Origin of the sequence: Lelliottia sp. RWM.1, from assembly GCF_016859735.1 — a bacterium.
Taxonomy (GTDB): domain Bacteria; phylum Pseudomonadota; class Gammaproteobacteria; order Enterobacterales; family Enterobacteriaceae; genus Enterobacter.
In genome coordinates, this window is the sequence record NZ_WLVC01000005.1 from 164226 (window position 1) to 188848 (window position 24623).

Genomic DNA, 24623 nt, shown 5'->3' on the forward strand with positions numbered 1-24623 from the left:
CCTGATTTCCATCAGGGGGTTTCCTCATGTTGTTCGGAAATGGTCCCAGGCGCAGGAGCCTGCTCAAGCTGAGAAAGAGAGCAATGTAAGCGCCAGATTAAATGAGGCCAGGTCGCGTGCTGCAGGCGCAGGGTGGCGTCCCAGGGTTGTGCAAATTCGTTGTAACTCCTCCAGCGTCAGTGCCAGTGGTCGTTGCTGAACGCCCCGTTCACTCATCACGTCCCGCAGCAGCGCAATACAAACATCACGAACCTGCGACAACGGATCCGATCGTGTTTCCCAGGCGCGTAATTGCCACACCACATGTGAACAATTGAGCAAGACAACGCCCCAGCGCAGCAACCAGCGGCGGGAGAGAGAGTCCTGACTATTATTCAACTGGCTAACATGATGGTAAACCAGCGATTCATATTCACTCTCGCGAAGGTGGGGTTTACGGCTCAGTTGATCGACGAATCCTCTGCGCAACTCGCGAATATGGCGTCGACTCTTACGTGCGTCGGAGCCTGGTCGCAGAACGGCAAACGCCAGCCAGGCGAGGGCAACCCCCAGAATTTTTGCCAGGTTGTCGTTCAGGAAATCTGCAAAATCATAAACCGGTGGGTTTGTTACGGCGATAAATGACCCCATAAACACAATCAGTTGTCCCCATAAACCAGCCAGTTTCGGCATCTGTAACTTCAGCAGTTGCATGGTGGTGAGCAGAGGAAAGAGAAAAAGCAGAAATTGCCACAAGTCAGTGATTTGGACCATCAATCCGAACATGACCACAAAACTGAAGAGTGACAGGAGCGTCAGCGTACGCAGTAGTAGCGTCAGGGAATTAAAGGGAGAGGCGACCACGGAGTACAGTACGCAACTGATGGCGGCAAGTGTCAACGCTGCTGAACTTGCGTCCCACTGCGTTGCGATTCCCCATGTACCGACAAGCATGAGCGCACAAAAGGTACGAAAGCCGCTCCAGAGTGCTTCCATGTTATCTGTGTGTCTTGCTAGCGCTGGGCTTTGCGGGACCGCAAATTTCGTAATCGGTGTGGCATTTTCAATGGTATTTATCCAGCGACTGCTCTGCAAATAGAGCCGACAAAAATAGCGCAGCCTCTGCCAGAACGCGCGATGCCGGTAATCATACTCATCCACAGGGGCCAGTGGAGCAATAATGCGTGCAACGGTGTAAAAGTCGGTCTGCGGGCGGGCCAGGGTATTGAGCAGGGTTTCAATGACGTCACGGGTATTTTCAGGTGGATTAGGCCAGTTGAGCAACATTCGGCGCAGACTGGAGATCGCACTGGTCATCCGCAACTGTTGGTGCAAAACATAGTTGAGCAGCGCATTTTGGCGGCGAAAGCGGTAGTGGCTCCAGAACGCCTGGATCCGCAGAAGATTCATGGTCAGGATTTGACCGATGACTTTTTCATGAGCAAGGCGGATCTCGTCGTTGGTTTCGGGCTGCCAGAGAAGACTGGCATGCTCAAGCAAACGGGCATGCATTGTTTTCAATGCAATGATGAGTGCTGTGCCATCGGACGTGCTGGGCAAGATCATCATCATTACGCCGCCGCACAAAATGCCGACAATGACTTCGCAAACACGGGCCTGTGCGATATCCCACAGTTCAGTTGTGTCCAGAACATTGATCATCGGAAAAGCGATAATGGCCGCAGTATAGCCAGCCAGTTGAAACGCGTAAGCGACATTATTGGTAAAATGCGCGCAGGCCCAGGTACAAAAACCTAGCCAGCTCGCCATGCTGAGTAAAAACAGCCAGGGATCGTTGAGGGTATGACCTGCAATGATGAGCGCTGCAGTTGCGCCTAATAAGCTACCGGCAACGCGCCCCAGGCTTTTGCTAATAACACCTCCAACGGTTGGGAAACTCACCACTGCCGCAGAAGTCATCGCCCAGTAAGGTTCATCCAGATTGAGATAATAAGCGATGATAAGGGCAAGGCACATTGCAATGCCGTTTCGAAGCGCATACCGCCATTGTGGGCGCGTCGCTTTAATCCAGGGGGTATTACGCCAGGAAAAAGCCTGCAAATTCATCAGCGTGTCCCAATTGACACAGTGCAGGTTGTACCTGACACCAGTGTAATGTCCTGCGGTATGTTATCGAATTCCACCCGAACCGGGACGCGTTGAGCAAGGCGCACCCAGGGAACATTGGGTTTGATATCCGGAACCAAACCGGAATCTGTCTCTACGCTTTGATCGTAAATGGCACGTCCAATGCTTGAAACGTGACCCTGTAACGTCTGCGAGCCGCTGTAAAGTGTGATCTGAGCGGGTGCTCCGTTCCGAATATGGCGTAATTTTGTCTCTTCAAAATAACCGACAACATAAAAAGAGTGGCTATCAATCAGCGCAAAAACGGGTTGACCGGTCGTTGCGTAATTACCGACGCGTGTAGATAAGTTTGTCACCCACCCATCCACAGGGGCTTTAACGACAGTTTGGGTCAGTTGCCATTCAACCTGTTTAAGGGAAGCCTCAGCCACATCTACACTGGCCTGCATAGCCTTGACATTGATATTGGCGGTATCTAAGTCTTCTGCAGAAATGTAATTTTGCGATAAATGGCGGCGGCGGTTGGCTTCATTATTGGCTTTGGCCAGGTCGGATTGTGCCTTTGCAAGTTGCGCCTGAGCATTAAGGATCGCGATATGGTACGGCGTTTCATCGATGCGGAATAACACATCGCCCGCTTTTACGAACTGGTTATCTTTAATAAGAAGTGTCGTGATACTGCCTGAAACCTGAGGGGTAATGCTGACCTGCTCGGCGCGGATTTTTCCATCTCTCGTCCAGGGTGATTGCATATAAAAGTTCCACAGCCACCAACCGGCGAGGAGTGCCAAAGCGAGCACAAAAAGAGTGGAAAAGTATTTAAGCGTTTTCAGGGTCATAATCACCACACAATCAATACGGCAAGGCCAAGACACACGGACAGGGCAAACAGGGAAAGATCCATTAGCATGGGATGCCAGATTTCACCGGAATACATCCAGTCACGCAGTAGACGATGTGCAACAAGCCAAATCAAAAATCCCAGCAGGGCGGCTTTAAACAGGGGAGGAAAGTATACGGATGCGCCGACGATCAGATCTTGAAGAGGTAACCCTGCGGAGCGATAAGAGAACGTCACGAGCAGAAATCCTTTGCAGAGGAGAGAATGCCACGATGGCCTGTCTTAAAATAATGAAGCATCAGCATTCAGTGTAAATCATACTTTCGACATGGATGAATGTAGTATTGCATTTGTTTTGGCAATATAAATGCTGCACACTATTCTAAAATCAGTATAATAACTTAGCAAGCTAATTATAAGGAGATGAAATTGGAATCGCCATTAGGTTCTGATCTGGCAAGGTTAGTACGCGTCTGGCGTGCTCTGATTGACCATCGCCTCAAACCTCTGGAATTGACACAGACACATTGGGTAACGTTGCATAATATTCATCAGCTTCCACCCGAACAGTCGCAAATTCAACTGGCAAAAGCGATAGGCATTGAGCAACCGTCACTGGTACGTACGCTTGATCAGCTGGAGGAAAAAGGACTTATTTCCCGCCAGACCTGCGCCAGCGATCGTCGCGCTAAGCGGATTAAACTTACTGAGAAAGCGGCTCCCATCATCAGCGAGATGGAAGCGGTTATCAGCAAGACGCGAGGGGAGATCCTGTCAGGGATTTCACCCGCGGAGCTGGAGATGCTCATTAGCCTGATTGGGCGACTTGAACAAAATATCAGCGAACTGCAGTCACGTGGCTGATATCACTAAAAAGCCTTGCAGCAGCAAGGCATTTTTTATCGATAGACCACGACGCGGTTTCGACCTGTCTCTTTAGCCTCGTACATCGCTTTATCGGCACATTCAACGCAATGCTCTGCTGTGACATTTGCGGATGTTGCGGTAAACACGCCCATACTGATGGTAATCGGCTCCGGGAGTTGTCCGTTGCTGCTGGCGTTGTCATAGCTGCTTAAATTTACGCGAATACGCTCTGCAACCTGACGTGCAGCCTCTGAAGGCGTATTGCTCAGGAGCAGAACAAACTCTTCTCCCCCAATCCGCGCGGCGATGTCTTGTGGTCTTACCGAGTCCACCAGCAGGTTTGAGACAAACTGCAAGACTTTGTCTCCCTGGAGGTGTCCGTAGCAATCGTTGATTCGCTTAAAGCGGTCAAGATCGCTGACGATCACAGACACAGGTTTTGACTCTTTCGCTGTGCTGAGTGCGAGGTTTAGCGTGTCGTAAAAATAACTGCGATTGTAGAGGCGTGTAAGCGGATCGCGAATCGAGTTTTGATAAGACTGTTGGTACTTCAAATGGGAATCGCGGTAGAGATTAAAAACATCATAAAGCAAAATGAAAATGATGAGTAATGTCGCAACCGTTTCAAATAAACGGGCGCGATACCAGGCAATATCTTCTGCATGACCACCAAATAACAGCATGGTCAATGTCACGATATAGCAGACACATAAAAAGTTTCCGCCCACCCAAAACAGATTGCGCAGACGGGTAATAATCATCAGGGTTACTAATGTAACAATCCATAAGATGATCAAAATGATATTGATAACCTGGCTCCAGAGAACCATAAATTGCCGGGTTTCATTATCAACTAAATCCAGCGTTAACAATGAAGAATGGCTGGAATAACACCACGCCAGCACAACCATACATACGGTAAAAAGAGATGCGACGGAAATAATTGAAACATGCGCCAGTCGTGACAGCGGAAAATCTCTGACGGTATAAAGTACGGCTGCAACGATAATCAATACGGCCATCATGATATGGCGGAACATAAAGAAAATCATGGCGTCGTTATAATTGATGACATTGAACTGGTACAGGTCAAGCCACTCGGGAAAGCTTGCTAATGTACCGACCATGAGTAGCGTCGAGCCTGAAAAGGTAAGCGCGATGACGATAAGATACAGCCGCTTTCGGTCACACCAGTATTTCATTGCCATGAAACAGGCAATAAATAGATGAAATACGAGTAAAAAGATGGTGAGTGTCGGGAATAAGAGCGGTGAAAACGAAGGGACGAGTTCGACCAGTTCTAAAAAAGAATATTGCAATATCCCGATGACAATAATGCAACAAAGGCTAAAGTAGACATAACGGTTGTTTACATAACGACTAATCAGAATCATATGTGTTTTTTTGAAAGATAATAGAGTGCATTAAAAGTAAGTTGGATTCTGACAGTCTAACGGGGTTACGAGAAAATACTTTGCGCAGGGACAATGCAGGTGGGGATTAATTAATTATATGATGAATGAATTAAGTAAATTTATTTATTTAAATGATGTTTATTGCCAAAGGATGTGGCTATGAAGCCACATCCTTTACATGATTATCGTGGAGAAACAGTAACCTGACTGCCGTTGCTGGCCAGTACCACACGTTGGCCGGATGAGAACTTGGTGTTGCCTTGTTTTTGAACAACCATAATGGTGTTGCCGTCGTCTTTACGGATTTCCAGCTCTACGCCCTGGGTTTTGTTCATTGCACCCTGAACCCCCTGGCCTGCGACACCACCAGCGACTGCGCCTGCTGCTGTTGCCAGAGAACGGCCTGTGCCACCCCCGACGGTGTTACCCAGGAAGCCGCCCAATACTGCACCACCGATTGCGCCAATCACGTTGTTGTCATCGCCACCCTGGATCTGAACAGGACGCACATTAACAACAGTACCGTAAGTCACGTTTTGAACTTGTTTAGCTTCGGAAGCGGTGTAAACGTCGCCAGAAAGGGAATCGTTATTCACACAACCAGCCAGAGTTAATCCAATCAGCGAAACGCCCAGTACACGTAAAATCATTTGAATCTCCTGTTCACCAAAAACGCTCAAGTGAGCATCCGTTATGGCTAAATTATATGGCATACCGAGCCATAGATCATATCTTTGCACTAACAATGGGAAAATTGTACTTGAATTTGACTTAACGAGACATAAACAAAAACGGGCAACGGTTACGTGTCTGACATTGTTAAAAAATCTTAACGCGACATAGTAAAGCATTGCGGTTTATGGTGGAGTGTTTGCCATTAGTTCACGCAACGTAAGGAATACGCATGAAATCGGGTCGCTACATAGGTGTTATGTCAGGCACTAGTCTTGATGGGGTCGATGTTGTATTGGCCGCAATAGATGAAAACATGGTGGCGCAGCAGGCGAGCCTGACCTGGCCGATTCCTGTCTCCCTCAAAGAAGATATTCTGAATATCTGCCAGGGCCAGCAACTGACACTTTCTCAACTGGGACGGCTTGATGTGCGGTTAGGCGCGTTATTTGCCGACGCGGTATTGGCGCTTATGCACAAAGAGAACCTTCAGCCTCAGGATGTGGTCGCGATTGGCTGTCATGGGCAAACGGTGTGGCATGAACCTACAGGTGAAGCGCCACATACGATGCAAATCGGTGATAACAACCAGATCGTCGCGAAAACCGGCATTACGGTTGTTGGTGACTTCCGGCGTCGTGATATCGCACTTGGTGGACAAGGCGCACCGCTCGTACCTGCTTTTCATCAGGCACTGTTAGCACATCCGCAGGAACGTCGAATGGTGCTCAATATTGGGGGTATTGCTAATTTGTCGATGCTCATTCCAGATCAGCCTGTGCGGGGTTACGATACCGGGCCTGGGAATATGCTGATGGATGCCTGGATATGGCGTCAATGCGGAAAACCCTACGACAAAGATGCTCTGTGGGCCTGCGAAGGAAAAGTGATTATTCCGCTGTTGCAGTCCATGTTAAGTGACCCTTATTTTTCTGCGCCAGCCCCGAAAAGCACAGGCAGAGAGTATTTCAATTATGGCTGGCTTGAGCGCCAGTTAGCACAATTCCCCGCGCTCGCCCCGCAGGATGTCCAGACCACTCTTGCTGAATTAACTGCGATATCAATTTCGGAACAAGTACTGCTCAGCGGTGGTTGCGAACGCCTGTTGGTATGCGGCGGCGGTAGCCGAAATCCGCTCGTTATGGCTCGTCTTGCCGGGTTATTGCCGGGTACAGAGGTTTCAACGACCGATGACGCAGGGATCAGTGGCGATGATATGGAGGCACTGGCATTTGCCTGGCTTGCCTGGCGAACCGTGGCCGGATTACCCGGTAATTTACCGTCGGTGACGGGGGCGCGCGAAGCCAGTGTTCTTGGGGCGCTTTTTCCTGCAAATCCACGTCATAATCAGAGTTAACTGAAATTCAACGCAACGTGTAACCGCTAAGATTAACAGGAAAACAGGAGGGCAACGCTGCCCTCCAGGACCAGGATCGTCTTCGGAACACGCCCATGAAAAAACTCTTTCTTGTTGTTGCCCCTTTCTTACTGGCAGGATGTAGCGTCTACAACCAGTTTGTTGAACGTATGCAGACGGATACGCTCGAATACCGCTGCGATGAAAAACCGCTGACCGTTAAGCTGAACAATCCTCGTCAGGAGGCCAGTTTTGTCCTCGACAACAAACTGCTTACCCTGAAGCAGGGGATGTCGGCTTCTGGCGCACGCTATACGGACGGTATCTATGTGTTCTGGTCTAAAGGGGACAATGCGACGGTTTACAAACGTGACCGTGTGGTCCTGAACAATTGTGAGCTGCAAAATCCGAAGCGTTGAGATTTTTACAGGGGCGGCGCACAATAGCGCCACCCATAATCAATCTCAGCTAACGCCATGTCAGATAACGACGAATTGCAGCAAATTGCGCACCTGCGCCGTGAATACACCAAAGGCGGCCTGCGTCGCCAGGATCTTCCCGCCGAACCGCTGGTGCTTTTTGAGCGCTGGTTAAAACAGGCCTGTGAAGCGAAACTTGCCGATCCGACGGCAATGGTTGTGGCGACGGTTGATGAAAACGGTCAGCCATACCAGCGTATTGTCCTGCTCAAGCATTATGATGAAAAAGGGCTGGTGTTTTACACCAACCTGGGCAGCCGCAAAGCGCATCAAATCGAAAAAAACCCTCGCGTTAGCCTGCTGTTCCCGTGGCATATGCTGGAGCGTCAGGTGATGGTGACGGGGAAAGCAGAGCGCCTCTCAACGCTCGAAGTGCTGAAATATTTCCACAGCCGCCCGCGTGACAGTCAAATCGGGGCCTGGGTATCAAAACAGTCAAGCCGCATTTCTGCGCGTGGTGTGCTGGAGAGTAAATTCCTCGAGTTAAAGCAAAAATTCCAGCAGGGTGAAGTCCCACTGCCCAGTTTCTGGGGCGGATTTCGTATCCCGATCGAACAGATGGAGTTTTGGCAGGGTGGTGAGCATCGCCTGCACGACCGCTTTTTATACCAGCGTGATAATGACACGTGGAAAATCGACCGACTGGCGCCATAATCCCCGAAATTTGTTGTGTTAAGCGCTAGCGCTACGTGCGCCAGCGCTTTATTCTATGTACCTTTCGCGTTAGGCGAAAAGTCGTGTACCGACAGAGGTGCAGTCGTTTATACATGGAGAATTTGATGGCAAGCAGTAACTTGATTAAACAATTGCAAGAGCGGGGTCTTGTGGCCCAGGTGACGGACGAAGAAGCGTTAGCAGAGCGACTGGCGCAAGGCCCGATCGCGCTCTATTGCGGCTTCGATCCCACCGCAGACAGCTTGCATTTGGGGCATCTTGTTCCATTGTTATGCCTGAAACGCTTCCAGGAGGCGGGTCATAAGCCTGTCGCGCTGGTGGGTGGTGCGACCGGTCTGATTGGTGACCCAAGCTTTAAAGCCGCTGAGCGTAAACTGAACACAGAAGACACCGTACAGGAGTGGGTGGACAAGATCCGCGGGCAAGTTGCGCCTTTCCTCGACTTTGACTGCGGCGACAATTCTGCGATTGCGGCAAATAACTACGACTGGTTTGGTGGCATGAACGTGCTGACGTTCCTGCGTGATATCGGCAAGCACTTCTCTGTTAACCAGATGATCAACAAAGAAGCGGTGAAACAGCGTCTGAACCGTGATGATCAGGGTATCTCCTTTACCGAATTCTCCTACAACCTGCTCCAGGGGTATGATTTTGCCTGCCTGAACAAACTGCATGGTGTGGCGTTGCAAATTGGTGGGTCCGATCAGTGGGGGAATATTACCTCCGGTATCGATCTGACCCGTCGTTTGCACCAGAATCAGGTCTTTGGCCTGACGGTTCCACTGATCACCAAAGCTGACGGAACCAAGTTCGGTAAAACTGAAGGTGGCGCAGTATGGCTTGATCCGAAGAAAACCAGCCCGTACAAGTTCTATCAGTTCTGGATTAACACGGCTGATGCCGATGTATATCGCTTCCTGAAGTTCTTCACCTTTATGGATATTGAAGAGATCAATGCCCTGGAAGAAGAAGACAAGAACAGCGGTAAAGCGCCTCGTGCCCAGTATGTTCTGGCCGATCAGGTCACAAAACTGGTACATGGTGAAGAGGGACTGGCTGCGGCGAAACGCATTACCGCCAGCCTGTTCAACGGCACGCTGAGCGATTTGAGTGAAGCGGACTTCGAACAGCTGGCGCAAGATGGCGTGCCGATGGTTGAGATGGAAAAAGGCGCAGACCTGATGCAAGCCCTGGTGGATTCAGAGCTTCAACCGTCCCGTGGGCAGGCCCGCAAAACGATTGCCTCAAATGCTATCACCATTAATGGCGAGAAGCAGTCCGATCCAGAATACACCTTTGTGGACAGCGATCGACTGTATGGTCGTTACACGCTGTTGCGTCGCGGTAAGAAGAATTACTGTCTGGTTTGCTGGAAGTAATCGAAAGTATGCAGGGGCGTGGGAAACCACGCCCCTTTGTTTTTCAGGGTTGTGGTAAGCAAAAAATGAAGAATATCCTCGCCATTCAGTCCCACGTTGTATTTGGACATGCTGGCAACAGCGCAGCGGAGTTTCCCATGCGTCGCCTCGGTGTCAACGTCTGGCCATTAAATACCGTTCAGTTCTCCAACCATACGCAATACGGTAAATGGACTGGCTGTGTCATGCCACCCTCTCATTTGACTGAGGTTGTGCAGGGCATTGCTGATATCGATCAGCTAAAACACTGTGATGCTGTGTTGAGTGGTTATCTGGGGTCAGCAGAGCAGGGTGAGCATATTCTTGGCATAGTCCGTCAGGTGAAAGCAGCGAATCCTGTAGCAAAATACTTTTGTGACCCGGTAATGGGACACCCGGAGAAAGGCTGTATAGTCGCGCCCGGTGTCGCGGAATTTCACGTTCGTCATGCGCTGCCCGCCAGCGACATCATCGCCCCAAATCTGATTGAACTGGAGATCCTCTGCAAGCATCCGGTGAATAGCGTACAAGAAGCGGTAATAGCTTCGCGCGAACTCATAGCGCAAGGTCCTGAGATTGTCCTTGTGAAACATCTGGCACGGGCCGGGTTGAGCAGGGACCGGTTTGAGATGCTGTTGGTGACAAAGGATGACGCCTGGCATATCAGCCGACCACTGGTGGATTTTGGTGCGCGTCAGCCAGTTGGCGTTGGTGATGTGACAAGTGGTCTTCTGCTGGTGAAATTACTGCAGGGGGCGTCGCTACGTGATGCACTGGAGCATGTGACGGCTGCCGTCTTTGAGATCATGATGGCGACGAAGAATATGCAGGAATATGAGTTGCAGGTGGTTGCTGCGCAAGAGCGTATCGCGAAGCCGGAGCATTATTTCAGTGCGACACAGTTATAACAGTGCGCATTTTTTTGCCGGGTAAGCGACAGCGCCACCCGGCAAACGGACCACTCGTTTAATTCAAACCTTCCGCTTTCAGCGCTGCTGCCACCGCAGGGCGCGCAGCCACACGCTCCATATAAGATGCGATATGGTCTAACCCTTCCATGTTCAGCTTAACCGCACGCGCCCAGCGCAGAACGGTAAACAGATACGCATCCGCAATAGTAAAGCGTGCACCACAAATCCACTGGTCTTCTTTCAGCGACTCATTAATGTATTGCAGTTTTTTCTCCAGCAGAGCGCGCACTGTGGGTTTGAATTCCTCAGGCGTGTCAGGACGAAACAGTGGAGTAAAACCTTTGTGCAGTTCTGTTGCGATGAAGTTAAGCCATTCCAGCGTCTTGTAACGCGAAATACTGCCTGTTGGCGCCAGCAAGTGGCGGTCTGGCACGTTGTCAGCGAGGAATTGCATAATTGCCACGCCTTCCGTCAGCAATGTACCGTCATCCAGCAGCAGGGCGGGAACTTGCCCCTTCGGGTTGATCGCAAAGTAGTCATCGCCGTTTTCCAGGCGCTTTTTCATCAGGTCAACGCCGTCCAGCGTAAAGTCTTTGCCGCTCTCACGCAGAGTAATGTGGGAGGCAAGCGAGCAAGCACCCGGTTTATAGAACAGTTTCATCGATAACTCCTTATTGCTGAGGTTTACGCTATGTTAGTGCCCGGACGAATAAAAAAAAAGCCGCTAACACACGTTAGCGGCCTATATTCAGTCGTTTCCCGATGACATTAAGCTGTTGCGGTTTTAGTCGCTTTCGCTGTTTTGTCGTCGTCCTGAGTCATACGATTCAGTTTAGGTGCAGTCAGCAGCATCAGCACAGCGATAACTGCGGTCGCGATACCAATCTGCATGAATACAGTACCGTAGACATTCAGAGAGACCAGCGGGTCAGTCACGTTTTCTGGTACAGCCATCAGGTTAGCAATCTTACCTGCGATGATTGCCGCACCGGCAGTCGTCAGGAACCAGCTGCCCATGATGAAGCCCATCAGGCGCTGTGGAACCAACTGAGCAACCATTGCCAGACCCAGACCGGATATCATCAGTTCGCCGATAGACTGCAGAGCGTAACTCAGAATCAGCCAGTTAACCGATACGATACCCGCGTCGGTCGCAAATTTCGTACCCAACGGCAGGACCAGGAAAGCACCTGAGCACAGCACCATACCGATAGCAAACTTGTGCGGCATCGGCAGGCGGTCACCCATTTTGTTATAAATAGCGGCCAGAATCGGGCTACCAATCATAATCCAGAATGGATTCAGGGCCTGGTACTGCTCCGGCTCGAACGCGATACCCAGGATAGAGTGCTCAACGTTACGGATAGCGAAGAAGTTCAGAGACGTTGGCATCTGGCTGTACAGAACGAAGAAGATAATCGCTTCCAGCATCAGAATGAACGCAACAATCATCTTGCGACGCGCAGCACCCTGCATTGCAAAGGCTTCTTTCGCGAAGATACACACAATACCCAGTGCAACAACACCAAGAACAGCGCGCGCAACACCCTGGTTATGTAACAGCCAGGTTGCGATTGCCGCGAGGATCACGACACCAACAATCGTTGCCAGCAGTTTGCCCACATGTACTGGCTCGAAGTCTGGTTTCGAACCGTAGTCTTTGACCCACTTTTTACAGAAGGCAAAGTTTACAACGGTGATCAGCATACCGACAACGGACAGGGAGAAGGCGACGCTCCAGCCAAACTTAGCTGCCAGCCATGGTGTTGCCAGCATAGAGAAGAATGAACCGATGTTCACAGACATGTAGTACATGGTGAATGCACCGTCCAGACGTGGGTCATCTTTGCTGTAGCAGGTAGAGAGCAGGGAAGACGGGTTCGCTTTGAACAGACCGTTACCGACAGCGATAGTCGCCATACCCATATAAACCACAGCAGCATCGTGACCAGACCAGGCCACCAGTGCGTAACCAATGGCCAGGACAATAGCACCCAGCATGATGACACGTTTAGTACCGAGAACTTTATCGCCCAGCCAACCGCCGATAGCGACCAGACCATACACCAGAGCACTGAATGAAGAAAACAGTGTGATGGAATCCGCTTCAGACATACCCAGTTGTTTTACCAGGTAAACAGCCATGATCCCTTGCAGGCCGTAATAACCAAAACGTTCCCACAGCTCAATCGTGAAGATGAGATAAAACGCTTTAGGTTGTTTAAAAGCGTTAAGACTTACGCTTTCTTCTGTTGGTTTATTGTTTGCAGTAGACACATATACCTCTTTTTTTACATCCCATATTAACGGGGGTGTTCATCGCGTGATGGCCGAAGTCCATTCGCTTTATAGTTATATTGGGAGGGGAAACGGCGGGTAATGTTCACTATCCTGGACGTTCTGGCAATACGTTTGCAATAATCTGTTACATTTAACTGGGGCGGAATAATGCACGGGTCATACAAATGTTATTCAGCGTTAAATTTTATTGGTCGTGGATTGCTGGTTTATTTCACTGCCAGAGGTCCCATGAAATGGGCTTTTGGCGATATGTTCTGCTATCAACCCTTTGATGTAGTGATATAGCCCATCATCTGAGAAATGTCTGGTTTTATGTGTGGTTGATGGGCGATTAAATCTTGTCTGACAAGGGGCTAATGAAGGTTTGCACAACAAAATTCCAACATGGCGTTATCAGAGTGATCGCGATCACATATGTATAGAAATTTTTGGTGATGAAAAAACAATTAACCTGTTGGAGTGTTAAAACGCCGAATAATCGACACGAAAGAAGATGGCAGGAACGGACAATTAACGTTCACAAGGAAGGTTTGCAGTTATACCTTCCTTTAGTAAGGTTTTGATAAGGGAGTAAAAAGGAAAGTAATACGTCAGGGATATACTTTTTCTTTAAATTCGCAGAGATCCTCGATGATACATGAGCCGCAACGCGGCTTACGTGCAATGCAGGTATAACGGCCATGCAAGATTAACCAGTGGTGGCAGTCGACCTTAAATTCAGCAGGAACCACTTTCAGCAATTTCTCTTCGACCTGCTCAACATTTTTACCCGGCGCGAAACGGGTACGATTACAGACGCGGAAAATATGGGTGTCAACGGCGATTGTTGGCCAGCCAAACGCAGTGTTAAGAACCACGTTGGCGGTTTTACGCCCTACGCCTGGTAGCGCCTCCAGCGCTGCACGATCTTCAGGAACAACTCCACCATGTTGCTCCAGCAAAATGCGGCAGGTCTTAATGACGTTTTCCGCTTTGCTGTTAAACAGACCGATGGTTTTGATATATGACTTCACCCCATCAACGCCTAGCTCCAGCATCGACTGCGGCGTGTTGGCAACGGGATAGAGTTTGGCGGTAGCCTTGTTGACGCTTACGTCTGTAGCCTGAGCAGAGAGCAGCACCGCGATCAACAACTCAAACGGTGAGTTGAAATTCAGTTCTGTCGTCGGGTGAGGGTTCTCATCCCGAAGCCGGGTGAGGATCGTGATGCGTTTCTCTTTGTTCATGATGCTTTCTCTGGGATCCCTTCCTGCACGCTGCGTTCGGCAGCGCGACGTTTACGTTTCTCATCAATCAGGTATTTTATTGCCAGCATCATGCCGAGGCCAATAAAAGCGCCTGGTGGCAGCATTGCCAGCAGGAATGGTGTGTCTGTATGGAACACCTCAATGCGCAATACCTTTGCCCATCCGCCTAACAGTGCATCTGCGCCGTCAAATAACGTCCCGTTGCCCAGAATTTCACGCAGTGAACCCAGAACAAACATGGCACAGGTTGCCCCCATCCCGATGGCAAACCCATCCAGGGCAGAAATCAGCGGATCGTTTTTCACCGCAAAAGCTTCCGCGCGGCCTACCACAATACAGTTGGTGACGATCAACGGGATAAAAATACCCAAGGACTGGTACAGACCAAAGGCATAAGCGTTAATCAGCATCTGCACGATACTGACCACCGAAGCAATGATCATCACGTAGATCGGAATACGAATTTCCGAGGGTGTCCAGCGACGCAGAGCGGAGATAGACAAGTTCGTCAGGGTAAGCACCAGCGTGGTCGCCAGGCCAAGACCCAGTGCGTTAGTCGCGGTAGACGTAACCGCCAACAGGGGACACATCCCCAGCAACTGTACCAGCGCGGAGTTGTTTTTCGAGAGACCCTGGACAATAACCTCTTTAACCTGGCTCATGATTACTCCTCACAGGCCGGAAGATTGTTAAGTTGCGCGGGCAGCGTTTCTGCATACAACCCGGCACGTTTCACAGCATTGACAACGGCACGTGGGGTGATGGTTGCCCCGGTAAACTGGTCGAACTCACCGCCATCCTTCTTAACAGCAAACGTCGTGTCGTCTTCACCGCGGATCACTTTCCCCGCAAAGTGCAAAATCCAGTCGCTCAGACGCAGTTCAATCTTATCGCCCAGGCCCGGTGTTTCGTGGTGTTCCGTCACACGCGTACCTAGTACAGTTCCTGAAAAATCACTGCCGACGAGCAACTGGATTGCTCCGGAGTATCCGTCTGGTGCTGTGGCTTCCATTACGGCGCCGACTGCATCATTGCCTTTACGGGCAATAAAGACGCGGTGTGTGCCTTTACCGAGTTGTGGTGCTTGTACAATAAAGCAACTTTTCTGCAGGTCATTATCGTAGAAGTCCGAAGGGATAACCTGGTCGAAAAGCGCTTTTTGTTGTTTCGCAGCCTGTTCATCAATAGTTGTTTTGGTCAACTCATTAACCAGTGCGGTTAGCCCCGTTAAGGCCGCCGCGAAAATGGCCAACGTGACACCGTGTTTTTGCATCGTTTTTAGCATGATGTCACCCTTTGCGATGGCCATACACGCGAGGACGCGTGTAGTAGTCAATGAGTGGAACGGTAATATTGGCAAGCAGTACAGCGAATGCGACACCGTCCGGATAGCCGCCAAAACTGCGAATCAGCCAGACCAGAAGCCCCGCCAATGCACCGAAGATCAAACGTCCACGGTTGGTCGTCGATGCTGTTACGGGATCGGTCAGAATGAAAAAAGCACCCAGCATCGTTGCCCCTGACAAAAGATGCATCTGTGGGCTGGCCAGTGATTCTGGTGAGAACACCCAGCCCAGCGTCGAGCAAATCGCCAGAGTCAGCAGGAAACTTACCGGAATGTGCCAGCGAATCGCCTTTTGTTGCAGCAGAAACAGGCCGCCCAGCAGATACGCCAGATTGACCCACTGCCAGCCTGCGCCTGCCAGCATGCCGCTGTAAATGGCTGATTTCATGATCTGCTCAACACTGTGCCCGGCATGCAGAGACGTTTTAAAGGTATCAAGTGGAGTGGCCTGGCTGATGCCGTCTACGCCCATCCGAAGGGATGTGATATCCGCGCCATTTGCGGTATGCCCGGTGAAAATCACCTGGAGAGCATCCATAAAGCCAGGAACGGTTGCGGCGATGTCATGTGGCGGTAACCAACTGGTCATTTGGACCGGGAAGGAGATAAGCAGTACCACATAACCAATCATCGCCGGGTTGAACGGATTATGACCCAGCCCGCCATAGAGTTGTTTGGCGATAATGACGGCGAAAACTGTGCCCAGGACAACCATCCACCAGGGAGCAAAGGGGGGAATACTGATGGCCAATAACAGTCCGGTCAGAAGTGCTGAGTTGTCACTCAGAATCCGGGTGACATCCAGCTTTCGCAGCTTAAGAACCAGTGCTTCGGCGGCTAAGGCACTTACACAGCCGAGGAACAACTGGAATAGTGTCCCCCAGCCAAAAAACCAAAACTGCACGGCAATACCAGGCAATGCCGCGAGACAAACCAGCATCATAATACGCGATGTCTGCCGCTGGTTATGGGTATAAGGGGAACTTGCAATTCTGAAAACCATTTAATCCTCGTTAACGGGTTGCTGCGCGGCTTTCTTTGCCTGAACACGCGCAATCGCGGCGGCGACTGCGGCTTTGCGTGGGTCGTCGTTTGCTGCCTGTTCTTGCCCGGCCTGTTGCGCTGTTCTGCGTGCTTTTGCACGCGAAATAGCGGCTTCAACGGCGGCCTTGCGCGGGTCAACAGGTGCTTCAGCTTCCGGTTCGTGCTGGGCCGTTTTGCGTGCTTTAGCACGGACAATCGCCGCTTCAACTGCTGCTTTACGCGGGTCAACAGGCGCTTCAGCTTCCGGTTCGTGCTGGGCCGTTTTGCGCGCTTTAGCACGGGCAATCGCCGCTTCAACTGCTGCTTTGCGCGGGTCAACAGGCGCTTCAGCTTCCGGTTCGTGCTGGGTTGTTTTGCGTGCTTTTGCACGGGCAATAGCGGCCTCTACGGCAGCTTTGCGTGGATCAATATCGGTATCGGTTGATGCATTCTGGGCTTTTTCTGCCTGACGCGCACGGGCTTCAGCTTTACGTGCCTCACGTGCCGCAATTGCTTCGCTATTATCGGGTTTGTCTCCTGCGGAGATCACAACCGCTTGCGCCGCGGTGGCTTTTTTCTCACGCACGCGGGCCAGTGCTGCGCTAATAGCATCCTGATCTTTCTCACCGGGTTGCACAGCAGCCTGTTTGTGACGCTCCTGGCGGGCGACTTTCTCGCGTTCAAGACGTGCCTGACGAGCCTCAAAGCGGGCTTTGGCTTCGGCTGCCCGTTTCTCTTCCATCGAAATGGCATAAATCTCAGCCTTTTCCTGACGGAAATATTGCACCAGCGGAATGTTACTTGGGCAAACCCAGGCACAGGCGCCGCACTCAATACAGTCGGCAAGATTGTGCGCTTTCGCTTTGTCGTGCAATTGGCCTTTGCTGTACCAGTACAACTGTTGAGGCAGCAAGTCGGCGGGACACGCGTCCGCACAGGCGCTACAACGAATACAACCTTTCTCTTCCTGCTCTTCTCCCATCTCAGTTGGGGAAGGGGCGAGCAGGCAGTTGGTGATTTTCACCACCGGGACATCCAGCCACGGCAGGGTAAAGCCCATTAATGGGCCACCCATGATGACCATCTGATCGCTACCAGGACAAAACTCAGCGTGTTCCAGAAGATGGCGTACCGGTGTACCCAGACGCGCCCAGACATTACCTGGGCGAGAAACCGATTCACCAGTCAGCGTCACTACGCGCTCGGTCAGAGGTTCACCGTCTACCACTGCACGTTTAACCGCATAGGCTGTGCCGACGTTTTGCATCAACACGCCAATATCAGAGGAGCGACCGCCGTGTGGCACTTGCTTACCGGTCAGGATTTGCGTGAGTTGCTTCGCGCCGCCAGACGGATATTTAGTGGGGATGACGCGCAAGCTAATATCATGGCTGCCCGCCAGTACTGCACGCAGCATGGATATAGCCTGCGGTTTATTGTCTTCAATACCAATCAGGACTTCGCGCGGCTGAAGGATATGGGCAAGAATGCGGATGCCTTCCACGACCTGTGCGGCGCAGTCCTGCATCAACCGGTCGTCAGCTGTAATATAAGGCTCGCATTCGGCGGCATTGATAATCAGGGTTTCAATCTTGTCACCACCGCCTTGCAGTTTAGTCCCTGTCGGGAAGCCTGCGCCGCCAAGACCCGCTACGCCAAACTGATGGATCCGTTCGATTAGCGCTTCACGGCTACGGGCGCGGTAGTCGCTCCAGCCGTCGCGTTCAATCCAGCGGTCTTCGCCGTCGGCCTCAATAATGACGCTCAGCTCAGAGAGCGCCGATGGATGGGCAACGGTATGTGGGGAAATTGACACCACTTTGCCAGATGTTGGCGCGTGTATAGGCAGCATTCGGCCACGACCAAAGGTCAGAGGTTGTCCACGCAGGACCGCATCGCCTTCTTTTACACACAGTTCGCCTTCCGCGCCGATGTGTTGTTTGAGTGGCATAACGTAACGGGTCGCCAGCGGAATTTGACGCAGCGGCGTCCCGTTGGACTGGGTTTTCATTTCTGGTGGGTGAATACCCCCATCAAAATCCCAAATCTTCTCTTTTCTGAAAGCAGAAAATAACTTAAGCATGTTGTTCCACAGGAATAATGCGAACCGGAATGGTTTGAAGATCCCACTTCCAGCTATCAGTAGTCGTTTCAACTGGACGCAATTCAATGCATTGTGTCGGGCAGGGGGCTACGCAGAGGTTACAGCCTGTGCACAAATCCGCCACGACGGTGTGCATTGCGCGGGTTGCGCCGACAATCGCGTCGACGGGACACGCCTGAATACATTTGGTGCAACCAATACAGTTGGCTTCGTCAATAACAGCCAGCGCACGCACGGGCTCTTGTACATCCGCATCACCATCAACGGGCTGCGGATCTACGTTAAGCAAGGCGGCAATTTTGAGCATGACCGCTTCGCCGCCTGGCGCGCAGCGGTTAATCTTTTCACCCTGAACACCGACGGCTTCGGCATAGGGACGACAGCCGGGATAACCGCACTGCCCACACTGGCTTTGCGGCAGAAGCTCATCGATTTTTTCAACAACGGGATCGTCCTCTACGGCGAAACGACGGGAGGCATACCCAAGAATGACGCCAAAAACCAGTCCCAGCACGCTGATAGAGGCGATGGCAATCCAGATAGCATTCATTACAACTTCACCAGACCACTGAAGCCCATAAAGGCCAAAGACATTAAACCTGCAGTCACCAGCGCGATAGCATTGCCGCGAAACGGTGCAGGAATATCAGCAGCCGCCAGACGTTCACGAATAGAAGCGAATAACACCATCACCAGTGAGAAACCAACCGCGGCGGAAAAACCGTACAGGGCTGATTGCATAAAATTATGACCAAGGTTGATGTTAAGCAGTGCCACACCCAGGACGGCGCAGTTCGTGGTAATTAATGGCAGAAAAATGCCCAGCAAGCGATACAACGCAGGGCTGGTTTTGCGTACCACCATTTCAGTAAATTGCACAACAACGGCAATCACCAGAATAAAGGCCAGTGTGCGTAAATAGGTCAAACCCAGCGGAATGAGGATCCAGGTATCAATCCACCAGGCGCAAATCGACGCCAGTGTCATCACGAAGGTTGTAGCCAGCCCCATACCCATTGCTGTTTCCAGCTTTTTGGATACGCCCATAAACGGGCACAGGCCAAGGAACTTCACCAGTACGAAGTTGTTCACCAGCACAGTTCCGACAAAGAGCAGTAAGTAATCGGTCATTATTTAGCCTGAAATAAAAAAGCCGCCTATTATCGGACAAACCGGAGCAGGCGACAACAGGATAACTGTAAGGTTATTACGGGTTCACGAAGGTTTTCTTCACACGTGCCGAACGTCGGAAATAGGGCGCGAAGAGTGCGGCCGCCAGGAGCGGGAAGAGCAACTGGCGAACAGCCAATGCATCTGAAACCGGGGAGAAAGCAAAGGCTTTTAGTGCCAACAGAACAGAAATGAGCAGCCAGATAATGTAGTGCTTCGGCACGCTGCGTCTGCGTTTAAAGAACGCGATAGTCAACCACAGCGTGTAGTACCACATAGCGATGGCGAAAACGAAGGAAATAAACCACATCACAATATTGAATGTACTCTGGGACATCAGGTTTTGAAGTGCATGTGGAGTAGCCAGAGCAGCGGTATAAAGCAAAAGCGCCAGCGATGCGCTTAATAATGCAACCAGCAGCCATGCCAGTGGGGCGATTAACCAGCCTCCGATTCTTTCTCCAGGCAATGCGGTCATGATATCTCCCATAAGTCTGCGCGAAAAGTTATACATCAAATTTGCAGGGCGCTGAGTATATAACATTTCGCGCGGATGGCTACTTTCTTATAAAACGTAGCGCCATACAGACTTTGGTACTTCGCCCACATTGAACAATCGTCCCCGGATACAAGCTCTGCGCGACGATGATCTGCAGCGCGATACATATTGATGATTTCCTGATTATCCGACAGCGTGTAGTTCAGATGGTCAAACAGTTTTTCCAGGCTTTGAAGTGAATTGATCTTGCGGAATTTTAATAAATAGTCCTGAACTGTCATATTAATAAGTTTCCATATAAAAGTGAGTAATACCAGTGAAGGTAATTCGTTCGAATAATAAACGGATTAATAAAGACGTAAACTGCCTACTCAGGTGACGCTAAAAATTAGGAGTTTTCTTTGCTGAAAGACTCAGGCATCAGACGATGCCTGGAAGAGAAGGTTAACCTTGTTCATCACTGCTGGCAATATGTAACTGACACGATATGTCACTCTCAATTGCTGCCCAGAAATTACTTAGGTTGTGCGACAGTGACAGGCTCCGGGGGCTGGTAGTTATCGATATGGCTGGCAACGCCGAGCAAAACGACCGAAACTCCCAGGACAATCCATCCCGCTAATTCAATGATTCGATTAATTATTGACGTCATGATTCGTGTTTGTAATTTGTCCATAAATACAGGTTGCGAATGTTACAGCGCCGCTTCTGTACAGGCAAGTGCTTTGGGAACGGTTTCCATAAATGAAATCAGCAGGTTATATGAATGTAACAAAAACAACTGGCAGAGGATGCTATTTCAAGCCTGATAGCACATTATTAATCTGTTGTGACGGTTTATTGGCTAGTGTGAAATAAGCACATCACAGGATGAGGGCAATACCATGAACGAGAATATCCGTGTCGGACTTATTGGTTATGGCTACGCAAGTAAAACATTTCACGCCCCTCTGATTGCCGGGACGTCAGGAATGGAACTGGCTGCCATTTCGAGCAGTGATGACGAAAAAGTACATAAAGACTGGCCTGGCGTGCCAGTGGCGTCTGAGCCAAACACCTGTTTAACGATCCCGCTATTGACCTGATTGTCATCCCAACCCCCAACGATACGCATTTCCCACTGGCGAAGGCGGCGCTGGAGGCGGGTAAGCATGTGGTGGTGGATAAACCGTTTACCGTGACGTTGTCACAAGCCCGTGAGCTTGATGCGTTGGCAAAAAGCCTGGGAAGACTGCTGTCGGTATTCCATAACCGTCGCTGGGATAGTGATTTCCTGACGGTAAAAGCGCTTCTCGGTGAGGGGGCGCTTGGAGAAATTGTTTATTTTGAATCCCATTTTGATCGTTTCCGCCCGCAGGTACGTAATCGCTGGCGTGAACAGGCCGGCCCTGGCAGCGGTATCTGGTATGATCTGGCCCCTCATCTGCTCGATCAGGCGGTGAATTTGTTTGGTCTGCCGGTGAGTGTAGCCGTTGATCTGGCACAACTTCGTCCTGGCGCACAGACCACAGATTACTTTCACGCGGTATTAAGTTACCCAGAGCGTCGTATCGTGCTGCATGGAACGATGATGGCGGCGGCAGAAACCGCACGCTATATCATCCATGGAACGCGTGGCAGTTACGTGAAGTTTGGTCTGGACCCTCAAGAGGAGCGTCTGAAAAACGGAGAACGTCTGCCGCAGGAAGACTGGGGGTATGACATGCGGGACGGTGTGCTGACACGCATCGAGAGTGAAGAGCAGGTGCAGGAATCCTGGCTGACGATCCCTGGCAACTATCCCGCCTACTATGCGGCGATTCGCGACGCGCTGAACGGGACAGGAGATAACCCTGTTCCGGCAAGCCAGGCAATACAGATCATGGAATTGATTGAACTGGGGATCGAATCCGCCAAACACCGCGCAACGCTGTGTCTGGCGTAACCTGGAAGAGCGCCGGGTAAGCGTGTTGGCCTCACCCGGCAAAACCACTACCCGCGCGCAACCTTGTCGCGCAGAGTCTGTTTTTCTTCTGGCGTTAAGAAGGCGATTTCCAGGCCGTTAATCTGTGCCTGGCGGATTTGCTCCCGGCTTAAACCTGCCTGAGGTGCGGCGATATTATACTCATGGATAATATCAACCCCCTGAACGGCTGGATCATCGGTATTAAGCGTCGCCAGTACGCCATGTTCCAGGAAGGTTTTCAATGGATGCTGGGCCAGTGTTGGAACAGTACTGGTCTGAATGTTGGAGGTCAGGCAGGACTCAATACCAATACGCTGTTCAACGAGGAAATCCATCAACGCACGGTCTTCTATGGCTTTCACGCCATGGCCAATACGCTCTGCACTCAGTTCACGGATCGCCTGCCAGATACTTTCTGGCCCCGCAGCTTCTCCTGCGTGAACGGTAATATGCCAGCCAGCATCACGTGCACGGTTGAAATGCGAAAGGAACAGGCTGCCCGGGAAACCCAGTTCATCACCGGCAAGATCGACCGCAGTGATCTGATCCTGATGTGCCAGCAACGCTTCCAGTTCCTGCAGGCAGGCCGCTTCGCCAAACGTACGGCTCATAATGCCGATCAGGCGCGCCTGTACACCGAAAGCCTTGCTACCTTCACGCACCCCCTCAATTACCGCTTCAACCACACCAGCGACGGGCAGATTGTGGGTCATCGCCATGTAGCCAGGAGAAAAACGTAACTCGACGTAATGCAGGCCATTACGTGCGGCGTCTTCGATGTTTTCGAATGCTACACGGCGACACGCATCCAGCGAGGCCAGCATTTTTACGCCCCAGTCGAGTTTACTCAGAAAACTGACCAGATCGGGTTCATTCGATGTGACCTGAACGTGAGGAATCAGTGTTTCCAGCGTTTGAGCGGGGAGGGTTAAATTGAACTGGCGGCCAAGATCGAGAATGGTTTGGGCACGAATGTTACCGTCAAGATGACGATGGATATCAGTTAAAGGAAGGCGTGTATCAATCATGGTCGCACTCTTTTCTGGTTAAAGTGCGCCATATTATAAAAACAAAACGAGGGAAAAAGCTATTTGCGCAATGGAATATTCCGTTGCGCAAAATGCTCACTGAAGCGAATGGATCCCGTTGATGAGGCGCTGAACCCCCTGTTCAAGCTTACTGCGCGGGCATCCAGCATTCAGGCGAATGAAGCCATTTCCTTCATTACCATAGGTATATCCCGGCATGATGGCGACTTTTTCCTGCTCAATAAGGATCTTCTGCAGCGCGTGCTCATCAATATTTAACGGACGTAAATCGATCCAGGCGAGGTATGTCGCCTCGGGGGGGGGCCAGTTGAGATTCGGAAAAGCACTGTTCAATTGTTCAGCAATATAATGCAAGTTGTCCTGAAGATAGTGGCGAAGGGCGTCCAGCCATGGCCCACCATCCTGATAGGCTGCAATGTGAGCAACCAGCGCCAGTACCGAGGGAGAGGAGAGTCCATCCCGGCCTTTCAGCGCGCTCAGGTATGCCATACGGCTCTCTTCATCACCAATCAGGCCGTATGCACCAGTCAATGCCGGAATGTTAAAACTCTTGGAGCCAGAGGTGAGCAGCGCCCATTTTCCGCGGGCAACGCTGTTCCATGGAATGTGGCGGTGCTCACCCCAGACCATGTCCATATGAATTTCATCGCTAATGACAGCAACATCATACCGTGCGCACAGTTCAGCCATGACACGAAGTTCTTCCTGCGTCCAGACTTTCCCGGTCGGATTCTGCGGGCTGCACAGCAGCAACACGCTGTTTTCCGGCCGGGCGAGTGCGGCTTCAAGTGCGGCCATATTGCCCTCCCAGCCTGCTGCATTTTTTTTCATGGAGACAGGAACAACGGTGCGTTGGTTGCCTTCGATAGCGTTATAAAAGGCATCGTAAGCCGGAGTATGTACGATGATACCGTCCCCGATATCAGACCAGATGCGGATAAGTTCGGAGACCATGTAAATTACCGATGGCCCATAGACAATCGTGTTTGTATCAACGGGAGTGTTGAAACGCTGCCTGAACCAGTGATCAACGGCGGCCAGAAACTCATCGTTCTTCCAGCGGCTATAACCAAATACCCCGTGGTCAAGACGATGGCGCAGGGCGTCGATAATACAAGGCGCTGTGGCAAAATCCATATCAGAAATAGTGAAGGGCAGCAGATCGTTAGCACCAAAGCGGTCAGCCACATAATCCCACTGAGTGCACCAGGTGCCGTGGCGATCCACGACAGTAGAAAAATCGAACATGATGCGGGTCC

Annotated in this window: 23 protein-coding genes and 3 pseudogenes; 7 read left to right on the forward strand and 19 right to left on the reverse strand. The window is 51.0% G+C overall.

Going from position 1 to position 24623, the window contains the following annotated elements; translation table 11 throughout:
* Positions 1-11: 11 nt before the first annotated feature.
* The 3 genes and pseudogenes from GF617_RS06685 to GF617_RS06695 all read right to left on the reverse strand — a co-directional run bounded on the left by GF617_RS06685 (position 12) and on the right by GF617_RS06695 (position 3145).
* Positions 12-2046: pseudogene (locus tag GF617_RS06685) on the reverse strand (FUSC family protein).
* Positions 2046-2906 (reverse strand): HlyD family secretion protein, encoded by an 861-nt coding sequence (locus GF617_RS06690; RefSeq protein WP_203451344.1) that lies wholly within the window; start codon positions 2904-2906, stop codon positions 2046-2048. The pseudogene GF617_RS06685 and the gene GF617_RS06690 overlap by 1 nt, the downstream one beginning before the upstream one ends.
* 2 nt (positions 2907-2908) lie before the next feature.
* Positions 2909-3145: a DUF1656 domain-containing protein gene (locus tag GF617_RS06695; protein ID WP_181623303.1), complete on the reverse strand. Its 237-nt coding sequence runs from the start codon at positions 3143-3145 to the stop codon at positions 2909-2911.
* A 186-nt stretch (positions 3146-3331) separates the two neighbouring features.
* Between GF617_RS06695 and slyA the strand changes: the two genes are divergently transcribed.
* Positions 3332-3772: a transcriptional regulator SlyA gene (slyA, locus tag GF617_RS06700; protein WP_181623304.1), complete on the forward strand. Its 441-nt coding sequence runs from the start codon at positions 3332-3334 to the stop codon at positions 3770-3772.
* A gap of 35 nt (positions 3773-3807) precedes the next feature.
* On the opposite strand, the gene GF617_RS06705 is transcribed toward slyA, so the two are convergent.
* Positions 3808-5169, reverse strand: coding sequence for a GGDEF domain-containing protein (locus GF617_RS06705; protein ID WP_181623305.1), 1362 nt, complete (start codon positions 5167-5169; stop codon positions 3808-3810).
* Between the two features lie 203 nt (positions 5170-5372).
* Positions 5373-5840 (reverse strand): outer membrane lipoprotein SlyB, encoded by a 468-nt coding sequence (gene slyB / locus GF617_RS06710; RefSeq protein WP_181623306.1) that lies wholly within the window; start codon positions 5838-5840, stop codon positions 5373-5375.
* A gap of 254 nt (positions 5841-6094) precedes the next feature.
* On the opposite strand from slyB, the gene anmK reads away from it, so the two are divergent.
* From anmK to pdxY, 5 genes are all read left to right on the forward strand, one after another.
* Positions 6095-7219 carry an anhydro-N-acetylmuramic acid kinase gene (gene anmK, locus GF617_RS06715; protein ID WP_203451345.1) on the forward strand — a complete coding sequence of 375 codons (1125 nt, stop codon included), beginning with the start codon at positions 6095-6097 and terminating at the stop codon, positions 7217-7219.
* A gap of 95 nt (positions 7220-7314) precedes the next feature.
* The gene (gene mliC / locus GF617_RS06720) at positions 7315-7638 is read left to right on the forward strand and encodes a C-type lysozyme inhibitor (protein WP_181623308.1); all 324 of its coding nucleotides are present in this window, start codon (positions 7315-7317) and stop codon (positions 7636-7638) included.
* Positions 7639-7695: 57 nt separating this feature from the next.
* The gene (gene pdxH / locus GF617_RS06725; protein ID WP_181623309.1) at positions 7696-8352 is read left to right on the forward strand and encodes a pyridoxamine 5'-phosphate oxidase; all 657 of its coding nucleotides are present in this window, start codon (positions 7696-7698) and stop codon (positions 8350-8352) included.
* Positions 8353-8477: 125 nt separating this feature from the next.
* Entirely contained in the window at positions 8478-9752 is a 1275-nt protein-coding gene (tyrS, locus tag GF617_RS06730; RefSeq protein ID WP_181623310.1) for a tyrosine--tRNA ligase, read from the forward strand.
* A 65-nt stretch (positions 9753-9817) separates the two neighbouring features.
* Complete coding sequence (gene pdxY / locus GF617_RS06735; RefSeq protein WP_203451346.1) at positions 9818-10678, forward strand: pyridoxal kinase PdxY; 861 nt, start codon at positions 9818-9820, stop codon at positions 10676-10678.
* Between the two features lie 58 nt (positions 10679-10736).
* Here the strand turns inward: pdxY and gstA are convergent, their stop codons facing one another.
* The 12 genes and pseudogenes from gstA to blr form a co-directional block, all read right to left on the reverse strand.
* Positions 10737-11342: a glutathione transferase GstA gene (gene gstA / locus GF617_RS06740; protein ID WP_181623312.1), complete on the reverse strand. Its 606-nt coding sequence runs from the start codon at positions 11340-11342 to the stop codon at positions 10737-10739.
* A gap of 107 nt (positions 11343-11449) precedes the next feature.
* On the reverse strand, positions 11450-12958 hold the full coding sequence (gene dtpA, locus GF617_RS06745) for a dipeptide/tripeptide permease DtpA (RefSeq protein WP_181623313.1): 1509 nt from the start codon (positions 12956-12958) through the stop codon (positions 11450-11452).
* 614 nt (positions 12959-13572) lie between these two features.
* A complete protein-coding gene (nth, locus tag GF617_RS06750; protein ID WP_181623314.1) occupies positions 13573-14208 on the reverse strand; it encodes an endonuclease III in 636 nt (211 codons plus the stop codon).
* The gene (locus GF617_RS06755; RefSeq protein WP_203451348.1) at positions 14205-14891 is read right to left on the reverse strand and encodes an electron transport complex subunit E; all 687 of its coding nucleotides are present in this window, start codon (positions 14889-14891) and stop codon (positions 14205-14207) included. The genes nth and GF617_RS06755 overlap by 4 nt, the downstream gene beginning before the upstream one ends.
* Positions 14892-14893: 2 nt before the next feature.
* A complete protein-coding gene (gene rsxG, locus GF617_RS06760; protein WP_203451349.1) occupies positions 14894-15514 on the reverse strand; it encodes an electron transport complex subunit RsxG in 621 nt (206 codons plus the stop codon).
* A 4-nt stretch (positions 15515-15518) separates the two neighbouring features.
* The gene (gene rsxD, locus GF617_RS06765) at positions 15519-16577 is read right to left on the reverse strand and encodes an electron transport complex subunit RsxD (protein WP_181623317.1); all 1059 of its coding nucleotides are present in this window, start codon (positions 16575-16577) and stop codon (positions 15519-15521) included.
* A complete protein-coding gene (gene rsxC / locus GF617_RS06770) occupies positions 16578-18680 on the reverse strand; it encodes an electron transport complex subunit RsxC (protein WP_203451350.1) in 2103 nt (700 codons plus the stop codon).
* Positions 18673-19251 carry an electron transport complex subunit RsxB gene (gene rsxB / locus GF617_RS06775; RefSeq protein ID WP_181623319.1) on the reverse strand — a complete coding sequence of 193 codons (579 nt, stop codon included), beginning with the start codon at positions 19249-19251 and terminating at the stop codon, positions 18673-18675. Before rsxB ends, rsxC begins: the two co-directional genes overlap by 8 nt.
* Positions 19251-19832 (reverse strand): electron transport complex subunit RsxA, encoded by a 582-nt coding sequence (rsxA, locus tag GF617_RS06780; protein WP_008500564.1) that lies wholly within the window; start codon positions 19830-19832, stop codon positions 19251-19253. Before rsxA ends, rsxB begins: the two co-directional genes overlap by 1 nt.
* A 76-nt stretch (positions 19833-19908) precedes the next feature.
* Positions 19909-20349 carry a DUF2569 domain-containing protein gene (locus GF617_RS06785; RefSeq protein ID WP_203451352.1) on the reverse strand — a complete coding sequence of 147 codons (441 nt, stop codon included), beginning with the start codon at positions 20347-20349 and terminating at the stop codon, positions 19909-19911.
* 87 nt (positions 20350-20436) lie between these two features.
* Positions 20437-20651, reverse strand: a pseudogene (ydgT, locus tag GF617_RS06790) (transcription modulator YdgT).
* Between the two features lie 233 nt (positions 20652-20884).
* Complete coding sequence (gene blr, locus GF617_RS06795; protein ID WP_168162139.1) at positions 20885-21010, reverse strand: division septum protein Blr; 126 nt, start codon at positions 21008-21010, stop codon at positions 20885-20887.
* Positions 21011-21254: 244 nt separating this feature from the next.
* Between blr and GF617_RS06800 the strand changes: the two are divergent.
* Positions 21255-22294, forward strand: a pseudogene (locus tag GF617_RS06800) (oxidoreductase).
* 47 nt (positions 22295-22341) lie between these two features.
* Here GF617_RS06800 and add read toward each other — a convergent pair.
* Both add and GF617_RS06810 read right to left on the reverse strand, forming a co-directional pair.
* Complete coding sequence (gene add, locus GF617_RS06805) at positions 22342-23343, reverse strand: adenosine deaminase (protein WP_203451353.1); 1002 nt, start codon at positions 23341-23343, stop codon at positions 22342-22344.
* A 96-nt stretch (positions 23344-23439) separates the two neighbouring features.
* The gene (locus tag GF617_RS06810) at positions 23440-24612 is read right to left on the reverse strand and encodes a MalY/PatB family protein (protein WP_203451384.1); all 1173 of its coding nucleotides are present in this window, start codon (positions 24610-24612) and stop codon (positions 23440-23442) included.
* Positions 24613-24623: the final 11 nt, after the last annotated feature.